Origin of the sequence: Pseudomonas nunensis, from assembly GCF_024296925.1 — a bacterium.
Taxonomy (GTDB): Bacteria; Pseudomonadota; Gammaproteobacteria; order Pseudomonadales; family Pseudomonadaceae; genus Aquipseudomonas; species Aquipseudomonas nunensis.
The window spans coordinates 5,127,392-5,148,572 of sequence record NZ_CP101125.1; the positions used below are offsets into that span (position 1 = coordinate 5,127,392).

Below are 21,181 nucleotides of genomic sequence, written 5' to 3' on the forward strand. Positions count from 1 at the left end.
GGGTTATCTCCGGGTCGGATCAAAAGTGACGGGCAGCGTAGCCCAGCAGGCGTCATAACTGGATTGCAATTGCGGGCATTCGAGGGCGAACTGGCTCGGGCGCAGCACTTGGCTGGTCTCGAACATGAAGGCCATGGTGTTGTCTATTTTCGCCGGGGCGAGTTCGGCGTTGATCGCTTTGGTGCAACTCTCGCCGTCCGGGCCGTGGGCGCTCATGCAGCTGTGCAGCGAAGCACCGCCGGGCACGAAACCTTCGGCCTTGGCGTCGTATTCGCCCTTGATCAGGCCCATGAATTCGTTCATCAGATTGCGGTGGAACCAAGGTGGGCGGAAGGTTTTCTCGGCCACCATCCAGCGCGGCGGGAAGATCACAAAGTCCAGATTCGCCAAGCCGTGGACGCTGGTCGGCGAGGTCAGGACGGTGAAAATCGACGGATCCGGGTGATCGAAACTCACCGTGCCGATAGTGTTGAAACGGCGCAGGTCATATTTGTACGGCACGTTATTGCCGTGCCAGGCCACCACGTTCAGCGGCGAGTGATTGAGCTCGCAGCCCCACAACTGACCGAGGAATTTCTGCACCAAGGTGGTCGGCTGCTTGAGGTCTTCGTAACGCGCCACCGGAGTCAGGAAGTCCCGTGGGTTGGCCAGACCGTTGCTGCCGATCGGCCCGAGGTCCGGCAGGCGCAGCGGAGCACCGTGGTTTTCGGCGATGTAGCCGCGAGCGTGCGGGTCGAGTAGTTCGACGCGGAATTTCAGACCGCGTGGCAGCACGGCGATTTGCAGTGGCTCCAGCTCCAGCACGCCGAGTTCGGTGGCGATGCGCAGACGCCCCAGTTCCGGCACCAGCAGCAATTCGCCGTCGGCATTGAAGAACACACGCTCCATGGAGCGGTTGGCACGGTAGCTGTAGATGCTGATCCCGGACGGTTTTTCCGCACCCGAGTTGGCGGCCATGCTCACCAGCCCGTCGATGAAATCAGTGGGCTCGCTCGGGATGTCCAGCGGGTTCCAGCGCAGGCGATTGGGGGTCACTTCACCCAAGGCGCCGCCGGCCAGTTGCCGGTCAAGTTTGACGAACGCCGGGTGATTGGCCGATGGCTGAATGCGGTACATCCAGGTACGCCGCGCTTCGCTGCGGGCCATGGTGAATGCGGTGCCGGAGAACAGTTCGGTGTAGAGGCCGTACGGGACTTTTTGCGGGGAGTTCTGGCCGACGGGCAATGCGCCGGGCAACGCTTCACTGCTGAATTCGTTGCCGAAGCCTGACTGGTAAGCCAGCGCTGGCGCCGTTGAATCGAGGTTCATGGAGCCTCCTGAACAGGGAGTAGGCAATGGCCTGTCGCTCTGTTGCAGAGGTCTTGGCACGCCCGGGTTATTTTTATCGTAATCCAATTACGCTTAACGTAATTTGATTGGTATTGACCGTCAAGCTATAAAGACGCCCATTCGTCCCGGGATCACACCGCCTCCATGGAAAAGCCGCGCAACAACGATAAACAGAAAGTCCGCTCGGCCGAGGTCGGCACTGACATCCTCAAGGCCCTGGCCGAACTGTCGCCGTCGACCTCGTTGTCGCGCCTGGCCGAACACGTGCAGATGCCGGCGAGCAAGGTTCATCGCTATTTGCAGGCTTTGATCGCCAGCGGTTTTGCCGAGCAGAACACCGCCACCAACCATTACGGCCTCGGCCGTGAAGCCCTGCGCGTGGGCCTCGCCGCACTCAACAGTATGGACGTGCTGAAAGTCGCCGCCCTGCCCCTGGCCGAGCTGCGCGATGACTTGAACGAAACCTGTTTTTTGGCGGTGTGGGGCAATCAGGGCGCGACCGTGGTGCACATCGAACCGGCGGTGCGCGCGGTAACCGTCGTGACGCAACTGGGGTCGGTGCTGCCGTTGCTGAGTTCGTCCACAGGACTGGTGTTCAGCGCATTCCTGCCGAGCCGGGAAACCGTGGAATTGCGCGAGCTGGAAATTCAGGCCAGTGCAGCGCATGCACTGGCTGACGATCAGGTCTATGCAACCTTGTGCGAGCAGATCCGTGATCGCGGCTTGCACCATGTTCACGGCTTGCTGATGCCCGGCGTCGATGCGTTGTCCGCGCCAGTGTTCAATGCCGTGGGCAACGTGGCTGCGGTGCTGACCATCGTTGGCCCGACTTCACTATTCCACGCAGATGAAGACGGCCCGGCGGCGCAGCGCTTGCTGGCGGCGACCCGGGCCGTGAGTTGGCGGATGGGTTATCACCCAACACCTGGGCTTTGAATTGACTCAATGAAAAAAGGCACTGATCAGTGCCTCTTTTCAACTGCGTAAAACTGCGTGTCCGTTGCGGGTATCAACTAATACGAGTGGTTGCCATCCCGTGCGTACTTGGAATCGTTTGGCTGGCCACATAAGTCAGATAATTCACGCCCACGGTTACCCCGGTCGCGGCCGAAACAAGGTTGGCGTAATCGTTTATCTTCGAGAAGGTATCCATGCCGGCCCCAATTCCACCGATGCCCGATGCCTTGCCCAGGTATGCAGTAATAAGCCCTACCCAGGCCGCGGCGAAGTGAGCATTCGCCGCTTTATCATCGCCATTATTGTAGGCGCCTATTCCTAGTACGATGGAACGGGTGGCTTTAAGCAAGCTTGCCACCAATCCCACCGGAGGAATGAACAGCGAGGCAACATCAGCGACAAACTCGACCACTATCATCGTGTCGCGCCAGAACGCTTCGGAAAAACTTGTCGTCTGATGATCTACATCGGCAATAAAGCGATCCACCATCGGCGCGTATTCATAGTGAAGAGCGGTAATCGCCATTTTCAACCCGGAAAGCTCGAGCGCTGATTTGCGCTGCCGAATTTCGTGAAAGTAATTCTCCACTGTTGCTCGGTCTTGCAACCGAACACACTCCAGAATGGTGTTTTTTAAAGCGCCGCCACGCAGATCCGCATTGATATCGTCGGCCGTACGGAACATTTCTTCTTCTACCGAGCCTGGTAGATACAGTATGTTTTCCGAACGCCCGTTGACTGTCCCAGCGAACCAGTAAGCGCCATCTACACGTTTTCCCTTCAAGTAGCAGCCATATATCCAACCGTTTGAAGGAAAAGAATGGGTATCAGTATCCAGGCGATCCAGGATTGTTTTTAACCAGTCATAGCGCTCCGGCGTAAGCTTGCCTTTGACTTTCTGAACCAGCGCATCCCTCTGCATCCTGTTCTGCTTAAGCTTGCCGTATAAAGCAGCACGAGCAGAACGGTCCTCGGGCTTACCGCCGACGAAGTCTTTTTTCAGATACGCAATATATTTATCACCAGGCAATAAATCGATCAGTTCACTGATGACTGCACCATTGAGCCTGTCGAGGTTTTTCCCATCCCTCGATTTGAACGTTGCGGTACGCACCGTATCTTTGATCTGCACAACTACACTCGCCGCAGGGTGAACCCAGGCAAATGCCTGAATAAAAGGGCTGGTATCGGATCGCCACGCTTCCCAGTTTATAAAGAGCTGAGTCAGTGTCATGGCACTGTGGCCTTTGAGATTGACTTCAATCTGATCCGGATCCAGTTCCGCGTGCGGACCCGAGCGGCGTAGATATTGATTGAGTTCACGCTTTACCAGGTCACGAGCAAACGTTTGAAACGGAATGATGTTTCCCTGCTCTTTGGTCAGCGCAAAAATGGCCTTGTGCTCGGTGTGCAATCGCGCAAACGTCTGGCGGTCTGCCAAAGTGGCTGCTTTGAACCAGTCAGGGGTCGAGGTCCTTTGCGCCTGATCAGCCGATTCAATCGCTTGTTGAACACTCATGCGCAAGGGCCTTTTCGGTTCAACTCTCCAGTCGACAAACTTGATGTCGTTGGTCTTGCCTGCCATGGCCAGCGCACCAGATTCTTTTAACTCGCGCTCTATCTTTACTTGGTCAGCAGGAATGGATTGCTGAACGACATACTCAAGCCCTGCTGACCCCGCGCACCAGCCGGCAATGTGTTTCTGCAAATCGAGATAACTTGCAAACTCAAACCAATCCCGACCACCCGGCGCACCGGGGGCGTACAAGACATGCGGAAACTGTGTCTGATGGTTTGGCTGGGAATAGACAATCATGTCTTTGAACGGAGTGTGACCATTACGGAACAACACACCCCAGACCACGAATGCCGGATCACCCAGATTGCAGCGCTGGACCACCTCCAGGCCCTTCGGCTTGAGATGGTTTTGAAGTTGTGCGCTGAAAACCGACAACGCCGTGAGCCTGCCCGCTGTTTCAATCAGTGCATCCTGTACCGCCGTCTGACGATAAACCGAATGGCGATAGTCGGGATACTTCACACGCAGGTCGAGAGTTTCAATAACCGACTCGACAAAGCCCTGCGTCAGCACAGCAGCCGTCGGCCCTTCAACGCGGAAGATAAAACGGGCATTCTTATCGTGCAGCCCGCTGATAGAAAGCTCTGTCAGCGTCATCCGTTCTTCGTGCTCGATCTTTTTTGCCCCGAGTCGGAAGGCATGACGAATCGTTACAAGAATATGGTCTGGATCGATCTTCGTCCCCGTTCGTTGAAAAACATGCTGCTCAACACTTGCGCGTGCGTAAGCCTTTAGTGAAACGGCGTTGCCTACCCGCTCATGCAGTTCGACTTCACTTTGCAGATGCGCTTTTTCCAGTGCCACATAACGCTGCTGGTCAGCTTTTGAAGCAACTTTCAACCACTGCGGCCAGTCATTCATTGTGGCTTGTTGCAAATAGCGAGCGGCTCGCGCGCTGCCATTGGCCGCCACCTGAATCAAACCTTGTGTGCGGCGAAGTGAGTCCATGACTGTTGCATAGTCACTGCCGGTCTCCTGGGTTTTCTTCCAGTAGTGAGTGATATCGAGCGCCTGCTTTTCGAGCTGCCCGGTCGCGCAATAATTGAACAGATCATCTTTGATATTAAAGAACCGCACGCCAAGCGTTCCCTTTAAAGTGCTGGCCCCCTCAACAGGCAATGCTTCAAGCAAGGCGTTACGGCTGCTTTCAACGCTCAACAGTTCTGTAATGGCCCGGTGAAGACTCAAAGAGTCCGAGAACCTCCTGAGCCCATCGTTCGGCAGGTAAAGTGCACAGGTACGCCCGTCATTAGCAGGAATAAGTTCATTCTTGGTAGCGCCATCAATTTGTATAACAAATGCAGCAGGTAAAACCTGAACCTCCCCATTAATCCCGACAATAGACACATTGGAAATTGATTGTGGCCAGACACGCGATGCTAAATACGTTCGATTGATCCAGCCTTGTTCATCTGCGGTGAAGTGTCCGTTGTGTACCACCAGATCAAGCTCAGCCCAAAATGCCTTGGCGTATAGCTGCTCCAGCCGATCCTTCGGCGCCAGTAATTGCCGTCCCTGGGCATCGGTTCCGATGGCGCTCACCCAATAGTCATTCAAGTGAAACCCGTACCCCGGCACTAGGTTTACGAGAATGGTTTCAATCAGCTTCTCAACGTCATAGATACCAAGTGTCTTGATTTGCGCCGAAAACGAAGTCGAATTTGGCTGATCGTACACGCCATAAACACCGATCGTGTATTGGGGTTTTAGCCCTCGTTCGAGACACTCCTGGACAACTTGAAACAGCGCCCCCACGGGTTGATAACCACCCTTGGGATCGACAGCCACTCTATTGATGTAGATTTTATTCACATCAAGATCAGGTTTAATTTGTCTCAGCGCATTCGTTAACAGCGCATGAAACATTACGTCAACCGCCGGCACTGCATTGCACTCGTCAGCGATCATCGAATTCACATCATTCAGCACGATCATCTTTTCGTGGACAATCGAAAACGGCTTACTTTCATTACTCACGCGCACATTCCTTTGTTAACCCTGAAGTGACTTTCTGCCACCCCTCGAATGCGCCAACCTTATAAATTTAAAATAAAAAAAAGAAGCCGAAAGCTATTTCCAACTATATGTAATAAACAATTAAAAAACACGACACCCATAAACCAACGGTCAATCGACAACACCGTTAATTAACATGACTACCCGACAATACCCAGACGTTTGGCCTTGGCTACCGCTTGCGTTCTGCGCTCCACCCCCAACTTCCCATGAATCCTTCGAGCATGAGTCTTCACCGTGTGCAGCGATATATATAACTGCTCAGCAATCTGTTGATTGGAATTACCCAAGGCAATCAACTCAAGCACCTCCCGCTCTCGCAGGCTCAGGGGATTTTCATTACTGATCGGTCGAAGTGATTCCGACTTCGCAGCGTGATCAGACAGATGGCGAACAAGTTGGGGCTGACGCCGGCTCACATCACTCAATGCCTGTTGCAAGTGCCAACGGGCAATCAGTTCCCGAGCCTTTTCCCACGCCACGCGTGCTGTCGCTTCATCACCGGCCAGCCAGGCAAGTTCTGCCTGCGCCAGGCGCAATTCCGTTTCAAGGTTCGCCATACCGTGCAGCCTGGCTTGATCGAGCAAATCCTCAAGTTGCACGTGAGGAACCTGTCCCAGTTGGACTTCAGCCAACACCAACAAATATTCAATCCGTGGAATCAATTCCAGCGTCGCCGGTGGCGCCTGCCGCGCATTCGGACGACGGTAATGACGCAACACCCGACTCAGCGCCTCAAGCGCCAGTTCCGGCCGCCCCTGTTGCAACCAGAACTGACTGCTGAGTTGTAACAGCACCCCGCGATACACCAGGTCAGGAATCTGCCGCTGCTGCATCAAGCGTTCGGCGTCGCGTAAGCGGATAAATGCCTGGGCGTAGTCACCCTGATTGGCCGCCAATTGCGCCTGGCCGAGAAAACCGAACAACACGCGTTTGTCCTGGCTGCGCAGGCAAGCGTGCAGACCCGAATCAAAAAACTCGGCGGCTTGCTCATCGTGGCCCTGGCTCAAGGCCAGACGCCCCCGGCGCAAGGCGATACGCCCCAACAGTGGCGTCGCCGGGTCGGCCTCCTGACTCAGCAGTTCGTGAATATTGGCCAGCAGGCTTTCGGCACGTACGGCAGCGCCGCGCTGCTCCAGCAACTGCGCGTGATCGAGTTCAAGCAACCCTTCGAACAGCAGCGAATTGTGCGCCCGCGCCAGGCACAACGCCTCGCGATTCAGGGCCTGGGCGGCTTCAAGGTCGGCGTTGAGCAGCGCTTGCTGGGTCAGTCCGGACAGGCACAACAAACGCGCGGGCCAAGCCTCGGCCCCAAGAGCTGCAAGCGCTTCGAGGAAGTGCTCGCGAGCAGATTCCCCGCGTCCCTGCAAATGCAGCAACCAGCCCATCTGAGCTTGCCAACGCGCGAGCAATTGGCGCTGTAGGGTCGCGCTCGGTTGCGGGGCGAATCGCTCCAGTTGTTCGATACAGGCCGACGCCTGTTCAAAGCGACCGGCGAACAGCAACGCCGCCGTGACCAGCCCGACCAATTGCGGCGAACCGAGCATCAAGTCATCGCCATGTTGCTCATGCAAGCGCAACAGCAACGCCGCGTTCTGGCCGCGAAACAAATGCTCGAGATTGAAATGCTGCAGCAAGCTGACGGCCACCTCGAACTCTTCGGCCAACAACGCCTGTTCGAACGCCGCTTGCCAGTCTTCCTGAGCGCAAAACCACTGACAGGCACGCCGATGCCAGGAGCGCCCGCCCGACCATGACTCATCGCGCATCAACCGACTCAGCGGCGCGAACACCTGCAACCAGTCCGGCGACTCTTGCCACGCTTCGATAAAACAGCCGCGCAGTTGTAACTCGTGCATCCAGCGCGCGCCCTCCCCGGCGCCGAACAGGTGCTCGCACAGGCTGGCATTGAACCGTGGCAGATGCGCCAGCACTTGCCAGGCTTCGATCAGTTCAGCGGGCAAGTTGCTGAACAATTCATGTTGCAGATAATCGAGCAAGGTCGCCGTGCGGCCAGGGTGATTCAGGTCCTTGGCCCATTGGCAGCCATCGAGCAAGGCGATGCGCACGGCGGCGCACCAACCCCCACTGCGCTGGAAAATTCGCCGCGCGGTTTTCGCCGCCAACGGTGCCTCTAAGTGATGCAGCAGTTGCTCGATTTCAGCGGCCGTCAGCGCCAGCGTGCGACCTTCGAATTCATGCAGTTCGTCGTCCAGCAACAGGCGTGGCCAGTTGCAATGAGGGCGCCGCCGACCACTCAACCACCAGGTGATCTGTGGGTTGCTGACCGCCAGAAGCTGATCAAGCAGCCCGTCCAGTTCCGGTGCGGGCACTCGGCAGTAGTCGTCGACAAACAACCAGATGGGCGTCTGTATCCGCGCCAGATGCGCCAATAATGCCGTCTCGTTTATCGCCGGCAGTTCAAGCGCCTCCGCCAGCCGCAGGCAAAAATCGGCTCGGCTCAACGCCACGCCGGATAACGCCAGCCACACCACCCGACACTGCGCTGGCGCCTGCAACAAGCACTCGGCCAGCAGCGCACTCTTGCCACTGCCCGCCGGTGCGCACAGCAGTTTTACCCGCGCGGGCGATGCCAGCAGCGGTTCGCTCAGCCGGGTTCTGGAGAGGTGATGGGACGACAGGCGAGGAAGAAATCCAGGCCGGTCCAGACACGGGGTCATGGCGGTCATAGCGGCGTGCCTTTTTATAGTTGTGCCGCCACCCTAGCCCTCTGCAACGCGCTTGTTGAGAAACATTCAGAACGCTGATTGCTGCCCATAAAAAAGCGCGACCCGTTGGTCACGCATCTATCACTCATGGGCAACACTGAACCTGTGGCGAGGGAGCTTGCTCCCGTTGGACTGCGCATAAGTTCCTCTTTCAGGAAAAAGCGGGGCCGCTTCGCAGCCCGACGGGAGCAAGCTCCCTCGCCACAGGATTCCCATTGTTCACTCTGTCTTCATGCTTCCAGCCCCTTAGCGAACCCCCTCTGCACGCAGGGCCGATGGCGTGTAGTCCGCAGCCTTGGCTTCGAAGCCGAATTCGAAGCTGTGTTTCTCTTCGTTCTTCATGCCCAGGGCGATATAGCGACCGGCGATGATGTCGTAGAGCGCTTCAAGGGTGTAGGCCTGGGCCTGGTGATCGTAGTAGTACTGGGCGTGACCTTCGGCGACGCGCCACAGTTGGCCGCGACCGTCATAGTGGTCCACCAGCGCCACTTGCCAGCTGTCCTCGTCGATGTACATGTGGCGTTTGGCGTAGATGTGCCGCTCGCTCGGCTTGACCGTGCCGACCACTTCCCAGACCCGGTGCAATTCATAGCGCGTCAGGTCCTGGTTGATGTGCCCGGCCTTGATGATGTCGTCGTACTTGAGGCTCGGCGAGTCGAGTTTGTAGCTGTTGTACGGGATGTACATTTCTTTCTTGCCGATCAGTTTCCAGTCGTAGCGATCCGGTGCGCCAGAGAACATGTCGAAGTTATCGGACGTGCGCAAGCCATCGGCGGCAGTACCCGGCCCGTCATACGCCACTTGCGGTGCACGACGCACACGGCGCTGGCCGGCGTTGTAGATCCACGCCAGGCGCGGTTCCTTCACCTGGTCGAGTGTCTCGTGCACCAGCAACACGTTACCGGCCAGACGTGCCGGTGCGGTGACGGATTGTTTGAAGAAGGTCAGCACGTTGGCTGCTTTCTCTGGGTCCAGATCCTTCATCAGTTGCGGCACGGCGATCTCTTCTTCGAAGCGGATCGGCGTGTAGCTGCCGTTGGTCTGCGGGGTCACTTGGGTGATGATGCGCCTGAGGTTGCCGCCGTGATAACGGGTGATGTGGTTCCACAGCACCTCGACGCCATTCTTCGGAATCGGGAACGCGTAGTAGCGGTTGCCAGTGAAATTGGCCAGGCCATTACCGTCGTTGATGCTGTTCACGTTCAACGCACTGCGCTTGGCCGACTCGTAGATTTCCGGCGGCACGGCCACGGTGCGGTGGGTCGGGTAGACCGGGATCTTGTAGGTTTCCGGGTAGCGCTTGAACATCGCCACCTGGCCTTCCGAGAGTTTGTCCTTGTACTTGTCGACAGTGGCCGCCGTGATCACGAACAGCGGTTTCTCACTGGCGAACGGGTCGGCGAGGAAGCCTTTGCTGTCCACCGCACCAGCGTTTTTCGGGATGCCGCCAGTCCAGGCCGGAATCGAGCCATCGGCGTTGCCGGCCTTCTCCGCACCCAGTGGCGTGAGGCTGGTGCCGAGCTTGCTCGCCTCTTCCGGCGACACCGCCGCCATCACGTTGGCCGCCAGCAGGCTCAGGGCCAGGGCGCCGCATTGCAGAATCATCTTGCGCATTAAAATCATCCTTCTCAGCCAGATCAGAAGTTCACGCCGAAGCTCAGCGCCAGGAAGTCGCGGTCAGTCAGGGTGTTGTAGTCCCCGCCAAAAAAGTCGGTGTAACTCAGGCTCGCGGTGTAGGTGTTGCGGTAGTCGGCATCGACACCGACGCTGATCGCCTTGGCGCCTTCGTTGAACAGACCGTTGGGGCCGTAGCCGCTGACGTCATGGGACCAGGACAGGTTGGGCTTGAGGTTGATGCCGCCGATCACGTTGGCGTAGTCGAGGATCGCCCGGGCGCGGTAGCCCCAGGAGGTCGAGGTGACGAAGCCATCGGTGTCGCCGCCGAAACCGTACTGGCCGTAGACCGAGTCACGGCCGTAACGCAGTTTGTTCCGCGACTCCAGGCCACCAACCCGCACCACCGCCGCTTCACCGACCAGGGTCAAGCGCTGGGCGCCCAGCACCTGATCGAAGAAGTGCGTCAGGGTGCTCTGGAGCTGGGTCACTTCCTTGCGGCGATAACCTTTGTTGTCAGAGCCCGGCCCGGAGGCAATCGGCGAGGCCGCGCCGCCAGCAATCGGATTGATCATGGCCAGGGTCAGGTCGTTGGTGTTGACCTGTACCGGGGCGTTGGGGCGGTAGCTGATCTCGCCGGTCCACGCGGTGCCGGTGGGCAAGGTGGTGGAGAAGCTCGCGCCGTACAGGCGAATGTCTTCCGGGTATTCGAGGTAGTACTGGCCGCGACCCAGCATCACGCTTTGAGCCAGGCCCGAACCGCTGCCCGGTGCCAGTCGGTTGGCAATGCTGACCATGCCCGGAAGGCTGGCCAGGGTCGACGCGCCGGCGGTGACGGTGCCGACCGTCGGTGTGCGGCTGTGGTAATTCATGAAATACAGGCCGTACTCGGTATCGTCACCGAGCCAGCGCAACGCCGTGCCCCACTGCCCCGAATCCCGCGCATCACGGTCGCCGCCACGCGGCACCACCACCCCTTCGCGGGTGACCTGGATCGGCTGGCCAAAGGCTGCTGCCAGCGGTGCCAACGGTGCAATCGCCGGGCTGCCGACGGTGTAGTTGTTGTTGCAACCGTCCGCCGCCACATCGACACCGAAGTAGGTGCCGCAGTTGTCGAGAACGGTCTGGTCCCATTCCAATTGGTAGAAACCTTCAACGGTCAGTTGATCGGTCAAACCCTGGGAACCGAACAGCATGTTCACCGGGATCAAGCCTTCCTTGATCTCCGCACCGGGACGCCGAAATGCGGAAACGTCGATCGGGTTGATGCTGTTGATCGAGTTGCCGATGAAGGTACTTTCGCCCCAGCTCACCACCTGCTTGCCGGCACGCACGGTGCCCGGCAAATCGGCGATGGAATAGTTGTGATAGATAAAGGCGTCGAGGATCTGTGCCCCGGACGACTTGGCGCCTTCCTTGCGGCCGCTGTCGCTGATCTGCTTGAACTCGCGGTCCTCGTCCTTCAGTTCGAAGTCGTACCAGTACTTGCCGCGTACAAACACACCGGTGTCGCCGTATTTCAGTTCAAGGTCGTGGATGCCCTTGACGATCTTGGAGAAGGTTTCGCCCTTCTTGAAGTTCAGCCGCCCGTCATCACCAGTCGAAGACTGCCCCGTACCGCCGTTGACCGTGCCGACCAACGACTTGTCCGCATCACGCATGCCCCAGCTCGCGCCGACGGACAGCGAAGAATCGAACGTGCCCTCGATTTCCCCGACATTGAATGCAACGGCCTGGGCTTGTGCGCAGCAACCCAAAGCCACCGCAGCGGCGAGCGCCTGCGGCGTGAAGATGGCGCGCATTGTTGTTTTTGTCATGCGTCTTCCCCGGTGAGTGACAGAAGGCCCCACCCTACTGCCGCCAATGGGGAGCGATAAGCGCACCAAGGAGGTATTCGCGTTGTACCTCTAAAGGATGAATGCCCATACGGGGCGGGGTTTTGCGCGGGGTATGGATGGGCTGGATGGAGGGTTATCAGTTGAACGCATGACGCCGGGCTGACGCTTGTTTATGTAGCAGCTGGCGAAGCCTGCGTTCGCCTCTGTAGCAGCTGCCGAAGCCTGCGTTCGGCTGCGAAGCAGTCGCGAATCCAGACGATGCGCTACATCAGGATGACCACGTGCACAGGTTTTACGACCGCTTCGCTGCCGAACGCAGGCTTCGCCAGCTGCTACAAAACCGGGCGATCCCTGGTAATCCGGGACTGTTACACGCCCCGTAACAGTGCATGTCTCTAATCGCTATTTTTCCTTTGGGCTCAAACCCTTATTCTTGCCGGGCTTTCACGGGAAACCACCGGGAAGCACGAAGCCGTGGCGTGGTGATCGATCCATGCCATGGGCGAAAGATTTCAGATGAGTTGAAGCGGTTTTTCAGGTCATCACTACCGTGTTCACTGACGTTGATTTATTGCTCCTTGATCAATCGTCTTACTTTGGCCGCTGCGGTTGCAGCGGCCTTTTTTATGCCTGTTGAAAAGTCGATATTCTCGTCCTTCAAAACTCTTCCGAAAATAATGTCGGACGTTTCTTTTTGCGCAGAAGAATTCAGCCATAGATCTTATTGACCTGCGAACGCTCTCTCAAAACAAACCTCCCGTTTCTCACAGACTTATCAGATCCAATAACCTCAACTCTGCTGTAACTTGAAACGCATCAAATCTTCTGGTGACAAGGATGTCGCTACCGGTCGAGACCGCACATTCCGCGCTATCGAGCACATTCAAAAGGACATGAATATGCAAAAGCCTCCACCCTTTGTACTGACAGAAGCTGTCCATACGACAGCGATAGCTCCTTCGAACACATCAATAATTCGCGGGATATCCTCAACTCTTCCCCATAGCGGCATGTTTGGCATTCCGACCAACGTTGTAGTCAATTCGCGGGAGTTCACTGCCCACAGCATGAAAACTTCCAGGGAGTTTCAAACTCGCACGGAACAGCTGGCGCAATCTATTGAACAAGATCTGGCCACCACCCGATTAGAAGGCCCCACTCATCCACTCCCTCCCGCAGATGCAATAATTCGGGAGTTAGGAATACGTCACACACTTATTCTCAGGAAGACCGATGAGCTCTATCAAAAAACAGCGCTCGCCCATCATTACTTTGGGGATGATCCGCTCAATAAAAACTTTCATGACTACTTTCGAAAAGCCCGAAGCATCGATAAAACGATCAATCCGCGAGGGATTGCGATGCAGGCTTGGGCGACGTCGTACAGAGCGGCCCACGAAGCTGGTTTGCTGTCGAAATCAATCCAAATGCTTAACCAGCAACAAATCGAAGTTCACCAGTGGCTCGCTGCCGTGCAGGCCAACGACCGGGAGCGAATCGCTGCTGAGCAGCAAGCACAGCGTGCAGCAGCCGAGCGGGCGCGATTAGCGGCAGAAGCTGAAACCCGGCGACTCGCTGCCGAACAAGCAAAACTTTCCGAACAACGTCGCCAGCAAGCTTTGGTCGAGGCAGCGAGGCGCCAAAAGGAAGAAGAACAGATCCGGATTCGTGAACAGGCCCGGCTGGCCGCGTTGGCGGAGAAACAACGTCAGGATGCCCAACTGGCGAGTCTGGCTGCCGAAAGGGCACGGATAAATGCTGAAGCCGAAGTTCAAGAAATAGCGCGGATTGCGGCGGTGAAGACAGCGTTGGCCGAAGCCGAGTCAAAAGCTGAAGCAGCCGCACACGCATTCGCTGCCGAACAGGCTCGTCTGCACGCTGAAATGGAACAGCGTATCGAGGCAATACAAAACAAACTTCTCGCCGAAAAACAGAGTCTGGAAATTCGCCGCAAAGTCATTGATACGGCGATTGGCGTGGCCAAACGCCAAGCGCAGCTGGCGACATCGAAGATCCAGCAACGAAAGGAAAACGCACAAGATCAGCAACGGGTTCAACCGGAGTTACAAGCTGAGGCAGAACTCCAGCAATGGCAAAGCCAGACGCCGCAAACCCAACGTGTTTACCCGGCCTCAGGAGCTGTGGCTTCCACCAGCCCGATTTTCTCCTTCACCTCGACGGCCATTCGCCTTGCCCCCGCAACGTCATTCGCAATTCTCACCGCACTGCGAACCGGATTACTGACCGTGACAGCGGCGGGAGCGGCGCTGATCAGTCCGGTACTGGTTGGCTTCGCCGCTCTACTGATGCCATCGCGCCTGGGCAATGGCGAGCGCTTGTCCATGAGCGTTCCCCTTGCCGAACTCTCGTCGGCGTCCTCACAGACACTGCGCGAACTAGCAGACCGACAAGGCACGCTGGAAATGCCCGTGGGGCTAGGTGTCCGGCCACTCGGCCCTGGCGCGGAAGCGTTCGTCGCCACGGCCGACGACTTCCATATTCGCTCGAGTGTCCCGGTTCTGAATGCTGCTTATAACTCGCTGAATGACGTTTACGAAACCGCACTACCGGACTCGCCAACGGACCTCCTCACCTGGACACCCGCCATCTCGCCGGGTAACAGCTCGACCGAATCGCCCATGGTTGAAACCGAGCTACCGGCGTATTCCGGCGGGACGATTGTTCCCGTTGAAGGGCGACTGGATCTGCATCCGATACTGGTCGAGGGCTGGGAAAGATTCATCATCGTGTTTCCTGATGACTCGGGGATTGCTCCGCTGTATGTGGTGTTTAGTAGTCCTTACGAGGGAGCAACTGTCGAAGGAGAACATAGCGGACGTGAATTCAACCCTGATCAAATCGGGGGAGAGATTTTGAATCTGGATTGGGCCCCCTTAACCATTTCACAAGACGGAATAAGTATCGTGAGATTACACACTTCTAAATTTCTTCAGTCAGACGCAAATAAAGTGATGATTGATCGGCTAGATTGCATTGCTAGCGGAGAACTCGTGGCCACGGATACTGACAAACGTTTCTACACTCATGAAATAAGGGAATTCGAACGATTTAAAGCTTTAGGTTTTGGTGATACCGAGATGCCAGATGCTGGATCTCCAATTTGGAATAACGTTCATACTGCAACCTTGGAAGATTTCAAGCTAAAAGACGATCCCACTCTTCTTTACACCTCTGAAGCCTTGGCCGCCGCTGCCGAGCAGGACGAACGTGATTATCAAAATTTATTAAAGGAGATGTGGCAATGAGCACCGTTGAGATGATTGTTAAAAATGAATCCCTTGATGACATCGTTACCGTGTTCGCGTTACTGAAACCAACCCCTCATCTGGATATGATGATAAGAAGCCATAATCCGGAACTCCTCAGGGAATATGGCTCACTCGAAGGCGCCTATGCACGGCTCATCAAAGCGGGCGTATTGGCAAACGGAGAGAATGGGCTCGCGAGGAAAGGTCCAAACTGGAAAGCACCCGCCTACATGACCGAAAAAAGATACGTTTGAAGTCGGAGGCCACCAAGCCCAAGCTTGGTGGCCTCAGGACTTAAAGCGAGTACTTCTGCAAATTCCCCATCATTTCCTTCAACGCTTCAATGTTGTCCTTCGGATGCGCCGCCCCTTCGAAATCACAGATCTGTTGCCAGTGCGCCGCGACGTCTTCCGGCGAAAACCCAACACGCGGATCAAACCCGGCGCCGAGGCTGCGCTCCCAACGCACCTTGCCCATCCAGCCGCCGCCGACCTCAAACAGCCCTGAGGTTTCCTGGCAGTTTTCGCTGGCCAGGTACACCACCAACGGGCTGACCAGTTCCGGCTTGAGTTGTTCGAACACTTGCGGCGGGATCAGGCCTTCGGTCATACGGGTGCCGCCGGTGGGGGCAATGGCGTTGACCAGGATGTTGTTCTTGCGACCTTCGATGGCCAGGGTGCGGGTCAGGCCGTAGAGGCCGAGTTTGGCCATACCGTAGTTGGACTGGCCGAAGTTGCCGTAGATGCCCGAGGTCGAGGCGGTGAAGATCACGCGGCCATAGTTTTGCTCGCGCATGTGCGGCCAAGCGGCGCGGGTGACTTTGTAAGCGCCTTCGACGTGAACGCGGTAAACCAGGTCCCAGTCGGCGTCGTCCATTTTGTGGAAGGTCTTGTCGCGCAAGATGCCGGCGTTGTTGACCACGACATCGACACGGCCAAACACGTCGAGGGCGTTTTGCACCAGTTTGTCGCCGTCGGTGACGGAGTCGTGGTTGGCTTCGGCAATGCCGCCCGCCTCGCGAATTTCGGCGACCACACGGTCTGCTGCCGAGGCGTTGGCGCCTTCACCCTGAGCCGTGCCGCCGAGGTCGTTGACCAGCACTTTGGCGCCCTGTTTGGCGAACAGCAGCGCATGGGCCCGCCCCAGACCGCCGCCGGCGCCGGTGATGATCACGACTTTATCTTCGAAGCGCATAGACTCATTCATGGGGGAACTCCAGCAGGCCAAAAGGACGATGACCTCGAGTGTCAGGCACAGGGCGGCGGGTCACAATCAAGACGAGGAGGCTGAATGGTGTGCGATAAGGCTGGGGGATGATGACCGCAATGCTGCGGTATACGGGCCTGGAACAAAACCTGTGGGAGCGAGCTTGCTCGCGATAGCGGACTGGCAGACAACACAGGTGTGAATGTCAGACCGCTATCGCGAGCAAGCTCGTTCCCACAAGGATTGCGGGGTGCAAATGTTTAGGCTCACGAACACGCCCGCTTGAGCGGCGCTGCAACCTGCCGATCCCGAAACTCCAGGTAATGCTTGAGCACCTGCACGGGCGCTTCGGTCTGTGGGTAGTGGCCAATCCCGGGTAACAACACGGTGTCAGGATTGGGGATCAGCTCGCGATAACGCTCGACCATGTGCGCACCGGAAATCGGATCGACCTCGCCATCAATCACCCGCAAAGGCACTACGCCGCGCTGCATGGCGCTGACCCAGCGATCGCGCTGGACTCGTCGCTCCGGAATGTAGCCGATCAATTTATGCATGATCCGGGGCCCGTGATTGCTGTCGATCAGGCTCCAGAAATCATCCATTTCGCTTTCGGTGGGCCGGGTCTGGGGACCGAAGATCTGCCGGAAGTTTTTCACCAGTGCGTCACGGGTGAAGGCGCGGCCGATCATCCAGCCCAATGGGCTGAGCAAGAGTTTTTGCGTCAGCAGCGGGCGATGGGTTTCAGGGAACAGGCCGCCATTGAGGAACACGCAACTGGCGATGTCCACCCGTGCTTCGTGATGCCGGGCCAGCAGTTCCTGGGCGACGCTGTCGCCGTAATCGTGAGCCAGCAGGTGCACCGGCTGCTCGATGTTCAGGTGCGCAAGCAAGGCCTGTTGCAAATCGGCTTGCTCCAGCAGGCTGTACTCGTGGTTCACCGGTTTGGCCGAGTCGCCGAAGCCGAGCATGTCGCAGGCAATCACCCGATAGCGCTGCAGGAGCGGCTGCCACAGGTAATGCCAGTCCCAACTGGCGGTCGGAAAGCCGTGAATCAACAACAGCGGCTCACCCTGCCCGGCCGTCCAGTAGCGAATGGCCTGGCCACGGAATACAAACGTCTGGCCGCGTTTGCGCCAGACACACAGCGGGATCTCGGCGAGTGGCATTAGAGTTTATAACCCGGGTCTTGTTTATCGAGTTTGCGCAGCAACGCCGGCCAGGCCAGCGCGCCACCCATCCCTTGAGCACTTTTGGTAACGCCGGCAATCATCGCCTTGGCGCCCGCCAGAATCTGCGGCTCGATGGCGATCAGTTCGGCACCACCGTTTTGTGCGAGCACCTGGATATCGCAGGCGCGCTGGAAGGTGAACATCATCAGAAAGGTGTCGGCGATGGTGCCGCCACAGGTCAGCAGACCGTGGTTGTGCAGCATCAGGAAATTGTTTTCGCCGAGGTCGGCTTGCAGGCGCGCCTTCTCTTCGTGGTTCAGCGCAACACCTTCGTAAGCGTGATAAGCCAGGCTGGACAGGACGAACAACGACTGCTGGCTGATCGGCAGGATCCCCTGTTTCTGCGCCGACACCGCCACGCCTGCAGCGGTGTGGGTGTGCAGCACGCAGACCACGTCGTGACGCACTTCATGCACGGCGCTGTGGATGGTGTAGCCCGCCGGATTGATTTCGTAGGGACTGTCCATCAGCTTGTTGCCGGCCTGATCGACCTTGACCAGGCTCGACGCGGTGATCTCATGAAACATCAGCCCGAACGGGTTGATCAGGAAGTCTTCGGTGCCCGGCACCTTGGCGGAAATATGGGTAAAGATCAGATCATCCCAGCCATGCAGCGCGACCAGACGATAACAGGCCGCCAGATCGACGCGGGTCTGCCACTCGGCGGCACTCACCTGATCTTTGACACTGTGGGGGGATTGGACGGGGGCGACACTCACGGCAGGAACCTCCTGGTTTTTATTATTTTTGCTCTCGTGTCAGCAGTCTAGTCAGCCCCCGGAATTCGTGTAGTTGCATTCGCAGCCAGCTTGATGGCCGAGCGAGTCAGCTGCGCAATGAGCTTGGATCCATGTCAAAGGATCGACGCCAACAAGGGTGCCGCGAACAGATTCAGCAACCCTGTCAGAACCATGACCAGCCCCGCCACCGAGCCTTCTTCACCGCCCACTTCATGCGCCCGACTGACCCCGGCACCGTGCGCACCGACACCGAACAGTGCCCCGCGTGCCAGGGCGCTGCGCAGCGGCAGCCACTTGAGCAGGATGCCGCCGAGCATCGCCCCGAATACACCGGTGAACATCACGAATACTGCGGTCAATTCCGGCACGCCGCCGAGGTCGTGGGCCAGCGGCATGGCGAAGGGAGTGGTGATCGAACGTGGCACCAGCGACATCGTCACCGAGCTGTCCAGCGCCAACGCCTTGGCCAGCCCGAACGAACTGCCGATGGACGCCGCGCTGCCTGCCAGCATCCCGAGCAACAGCGCCGACCAGTGCCGCGCCAACATCTGCCGCTGCTGCCAGATCGGCACGGCGAACGCCACGGTGACCGGCCCCAGCACCAGCATCAGCCAATGGGTGTTGCTCGAATATTCGGCATAGGCGGTGTGCAGCGGCACAGCGAGCGCCAGCAGCAAGGCCGGGACCAGAATCAGCGGCGACAATAAATAGCGGCCGGTTCGCCGGTAGGTCCAGCGACTGAATAAATAGGCGAGCAACGTGAAGGCCAGCCAGAACATCGGCATCAGCTCAAGCTTCATGGGGCCTCCTCACACGCACGACCAGCTCCACGGTAAACGCCGTCACCAACATCACCATCAAAGTGCTGACGCCGATCACCAGCAGAATCCGCCAGCCGTCATCGCGCAGCAGGCCGCCGTAGTCGAGCAGGCTCATCAACGCAGGAATAAAGAACAACAGCATCTCGGCCATCAACAACCCGGCGCCCATCTGCAATGCGGCGGGTTTCACCCAACCGAACGCGAACGCCAGGAGCAACAACGCCATGCCGATCACCCCACCCGGGATCGGCCAGGCAAACCAGGCAGCCAATTGACAACCGAGCAGGTAGATCGCCAGCAGCACGGCCAGCTCGGCAATCAGTCGGGCGAGGTATTTCAGGGTTGATGCGTTCATGGTTTCGGTCCTCACAGGCGCTCATTTTACGGAGCGGGCTGCTATCCCCGAAACGAATTGTTAGACTCAGCCTCATTCCAAAATGGAATCCGGTCGATGGAATTCAAACAGCTCCGCAGCTTCATCGAAGTGATGCACCAGGGTGGTTTCACCCAGGCCGCCAAGACCTTGCACATCAGCCAATCGGCGGTGAGCAAGCAGGTCGCACAACTGGAGCAAAGCCTCGGCACCCCGCTGCTCGAACGCCTCGGCTCACAATTGCGCCTGACCGCCGCTGGCAGCGTGGTCTTGCAACGGGCCGAAGGCATGCTGCGCCTGCGCAACGAATTGCTCAGTGAACTGGACGATTTGAGCCAACTGGCCCGAGGAGAACTGCGCCTGGGCTTGCCGCTGCTGGGCAGCGACGCATTGTTCGCCGGGCTGTTCGCCGAATACCGGCGACGCTACCCGAACATCAGTATCCAATTGCTCGAAGGCGGCAGCCTGAACATCGAGCAAGCCGTGTTGAGTGGCGAACTGGAACTGGGTGGCAGCCTGTTGCCGAAGGATCCGCAATTCGCATTCCAGCCGTTCTGCGATGAACCGCTCGACGCTCTGCTACCAGCCGATCACCCGTTGGCAGCGAAGACAGTGATTGGTCTGGAGGAATTGGCCGACACGCCGTTCCTGCTGTATCAGCGCAGCTTCGTGCTGAATGACCGCTTGCTCCAGGCTTGTCAGCAGATGGGGTTTACGCCCAAGGAAGGCGGACGTAGCGGCCAGGCGGATTTTCTCGCGGCGCTGGTGGCCGCCGGGCAAGGCGTGGTGCTGTTGCCAAGTGTGGTCGCGCGCGGGTTGGTGCGGCCAGGCGTGGTGCGCCTGACCTTGAACGCACCGGCGTATCTGCGCTGGGACATTGCCTTTATCTGGCGCCAGGGCGCGTACCTGTCAAAAGCCGCCCAAGCCTGGCTCGCACTGCTGCGCGAGCGTCCGGTCAGCCCCGCAGAGCGCTGACCAGTTCCGCCAGCCAAGGCTCGGCGTCGGTTTCCGGGGTGACGCTTTCGCTGGCATCCAGGCGCAGCATCGGCAGCACTTCGCGCAGGCCCAGTTCGCCGAACAATTCGCGCATCTGCTCACCACCGCCGCAGAACGTATCGCCATAGCTCGCATCGCCCAAACCGATCACCGCGCCGGGCAAACCACGCCAGGCGGCGGGCAATTGGTCACGAATCATCGAGTACAACGGTTGCAGGTTGTCCGGCAGTTCGCCCATGCCCGTGGTCGAGGTCACGGCCAGGAAGGCTTGCGGGCCGAACGCCTGAAGGTCAGCCAGGCTGGCGCGAGGGTTGTGCCAGGTATCGAAACCGGCTTCTTTTAAAATATCCGCAGCATGCCGGGCGACTTCTTCAGCCGTGCCGTACACCGAGCCGGAAAGGATGGCGACTTTCATCAATCTGATCCTGAAGCTGTATAAAGACGGGCGATATTAACAGCACGGGCAAAAAACCTGCGATTGC

Annotated in this window: 15 protein-coding genes; 4 read left to right on the forward strand and 11 right to left on the reverse strand. The window is 57.9% G+C overall.

Annotation, left to right across the window (positions count from 1 at the left end; translation table 11 throughout):
* Window positions 1-3 precede the first annotated feature (3 nt).
* Entirely contained in the window at window positions 4-1,308 is a 1,305-nt protein-coding gene (gene hmgA / locus NK667_RS22585) for a homogentisate 1,2-dioxygenase (RefSeq protein ID WP_054616105.1), read from the reverse strand.
* Window positions 1,309-1,473: 165 nt separating this feature from the next.
* Between hmgA and NK667_RS22590 the strand changes: the two genes are divergently transcribed.
* On the forward strand, window positions 1,474-2,265 hold the full coding sequence (locus NK667_RS22590; protein ID WP_054616106.1) for an IclR family transcriptional regulator: 792 nt from the start codon (window positions 1,474-1,476) through the stop codon (window positions 2,263-2,265).
* 73 nt (window positions 2,266-2,338) lie between these two features.
* On the opposite strand, the gene NK667_RS22595 is transcribed toward NK667_RS22590, so the two are convergent.
* The 4 genes from NK667_RS22595 to NK667_RS22610 form a co-directional block, all read right to left on the reverse strand.
* Window positions 2,339-5,842 carry a dermonecrotic toxin domain-containing protein gene (locus NK667_RS22595; RefSeq protein WP_054616107.1) on the reverse strand — a complete coding sequence of 1,168 codons (3,504 nt, stop codon included), beginning with the start codon at window positions 5,840-5,842 and terminating at the stop codon, window positions 2,339-2,341.
* A gap of 179 nt (window positions 5,843-6,021) precedes the next feature.
* Window positions 6,022-8,571, reverse strand: coding sequence for a LuxR C-terminal-related transcriptional regulator (locus NK667_RS22600; RefSeq protein WP_054616108.1), 2,550 nt, complete (start codon window positions 8,569-8,571; stop codon window positions 6,022-6,024).
* Window positions 8,572-8,856: 285 nt separating this feature from the next.
* Window positions 8,857-10,224: a DUF1329 domain-containing protein gene (locus NK667_RS22605; RefSeq protein ID WP_054616109.1), complete on the reverse strand. Its 1,368-nt coding sequence runs from the start codon at window positions 10,222-10,224 to the stop codon at window positions 8,857-8,859.
* A 23-nt stretch (window positions 10,225-10,247) separates the two neighbouring features.
* Window positions 10,248-12,041, reverse strand: a complete 1,794-nt coding sequence (locus NK667_RS22610; RefSeq protein WP_054049815.1) for a DUF1302 domain-containing protein — start codon at window positions 12,039-12,041, stop codon at window positions 10,248-10,250.
* An 827-nt stretch (window positions 12,042-12,868) separates the two neighbouring features.
* On the opposite strand from NK667_RS22610, the gene NK667_RS22615 reads away from it, so the two are divergent.
* A complete protein-coding gene (locus NK667_RS22615) occupies window positions 12,869-15,328 on the forward strand; it encodes an S-type pyocin domain-containing protein (protein WP_236708614.1) in 2,460 nt (819 codons plus the stop codon).
* Window positions 15,325-15,585, forward strand: coding sequence for a hypothetical protein (locus NK667_RS22620; protein ID WP_054049819.1), 261 nt, complete (start codon window positions 15,325-15,327; stop codon window positions 15,583-15,585). Before NK667_RS22615 ends, NK667_RS22620 begins: the two co-directional genes overlap by 4 nt.
* 40 nt (window positions 15,586-15,625) lie before the next feature.
* Here NK667_RS22620 and NK667_RS22625 read toward each other — a convergent pair whose 3' ends face one another.
* The 5 genes from NK667_RS22625 to NK667_RS22645 form a co-directional block, all read right to left on the reverse strand.
* The gene (locus tag NK667_RS22625) at window positions 15,626-16,537 is read right to left on the reverse strand and encodes an SDR family oxidoreductase (RefSeq protein WP_054616111.1); all 912 of its coding nucleotides are present in this window, start codon (window positions 16,535-16,537) and stop codon (window positions 15,626-15,628) included.
* A gap of 266 nt (window positions 16,538-16,803) precedes the next feature.
* On the reverse strand, window positions 16,804-17,706 hold the full coding sequence (locus NK667_RS22630; RefSeq protein ID WP_054049825.1) for an alpha/beta fold hydrolase: 903 nt from the start codon (window positions 17,704-17,706) through the stop codon (window positions 16,804-16,806).
* On the reverse strand, window positions 17,706-18,488 hold the full coding sequence (locus tag NK667_RS22635) for a class II aldolase/adducin family protein (RefSeq protein WP_054049827.1): 783 nt from the start codon (window positions 18,486-18,488) through the stop codon (window positions 17,706-17,708). The genes NK667_RS22630 and NK667_RS22635 overlap by 1 nt, the downstream gene beginning before the upstream one ends.
* A 134-nt stretch (window positions 18,489-18,622) precedes the next feature.
* Window positions 18,623-19,309, reverse strand: coding sequence for an LrgB family protein (locus NK667_RS22640; protein WP_054616113.1), 687 nt, complete (start codon window positions 19,307-19,309; stop codon window positions 18,623-18,625).
* Window positions 19,299-19,685 carry a CidA/LrgA family protein gene (locus NK667_RS22645; RefSeq protein WP_054616114.1) on the reverse strand — a complete coding sequence of 129 codons (387 nt, stop codon included), beginning with the start codon at window positions 19,683-19,685 and terminating at the stop codon, window positions 19,299-19,301. The genes NK667_RS22640 and NK667_RS22645 overlap by 11 nt, the downstream gene beginning before the upstream one ends.
* A 96-nt stretch (window positions 19,686-19,781) precedes the next feature.
* On the opposite strand from NK667_RS22645, the gene NK667_RS22650 reads away from it, so the two are divergent.
* Window positions 19,782-20,678: a LysR family transcriptional regulator gene (locus NK667_RS22650; RefSeq protein WP_054616115.1), complete on the forward strand. Its 897-nt coding sequence runs from the start codon at window positions 19,782-19,784 to the stop codon at window positions 20,676-20,678.
* On the opposite strand, the gene NK667_RS22655 is transcribed toward NK667_RS22650, so the two are convergent.
* Window positions 20,659-21,114, reverse strand: a complete 456-nt coding sequence (locus NK667_RS22655; protein WP_054616116.1) for a flavodoxin — start codon at window positions 21,112-21,114, stop codon at window positions 20,659-20,661. The two genes, NK667_RS22650 and NK667_RS22655, sit on opposite strands and share 20 nt — an antisense overlap.
* Window positions 21,115-21,181: the final 67 nt, after the last annotated feature.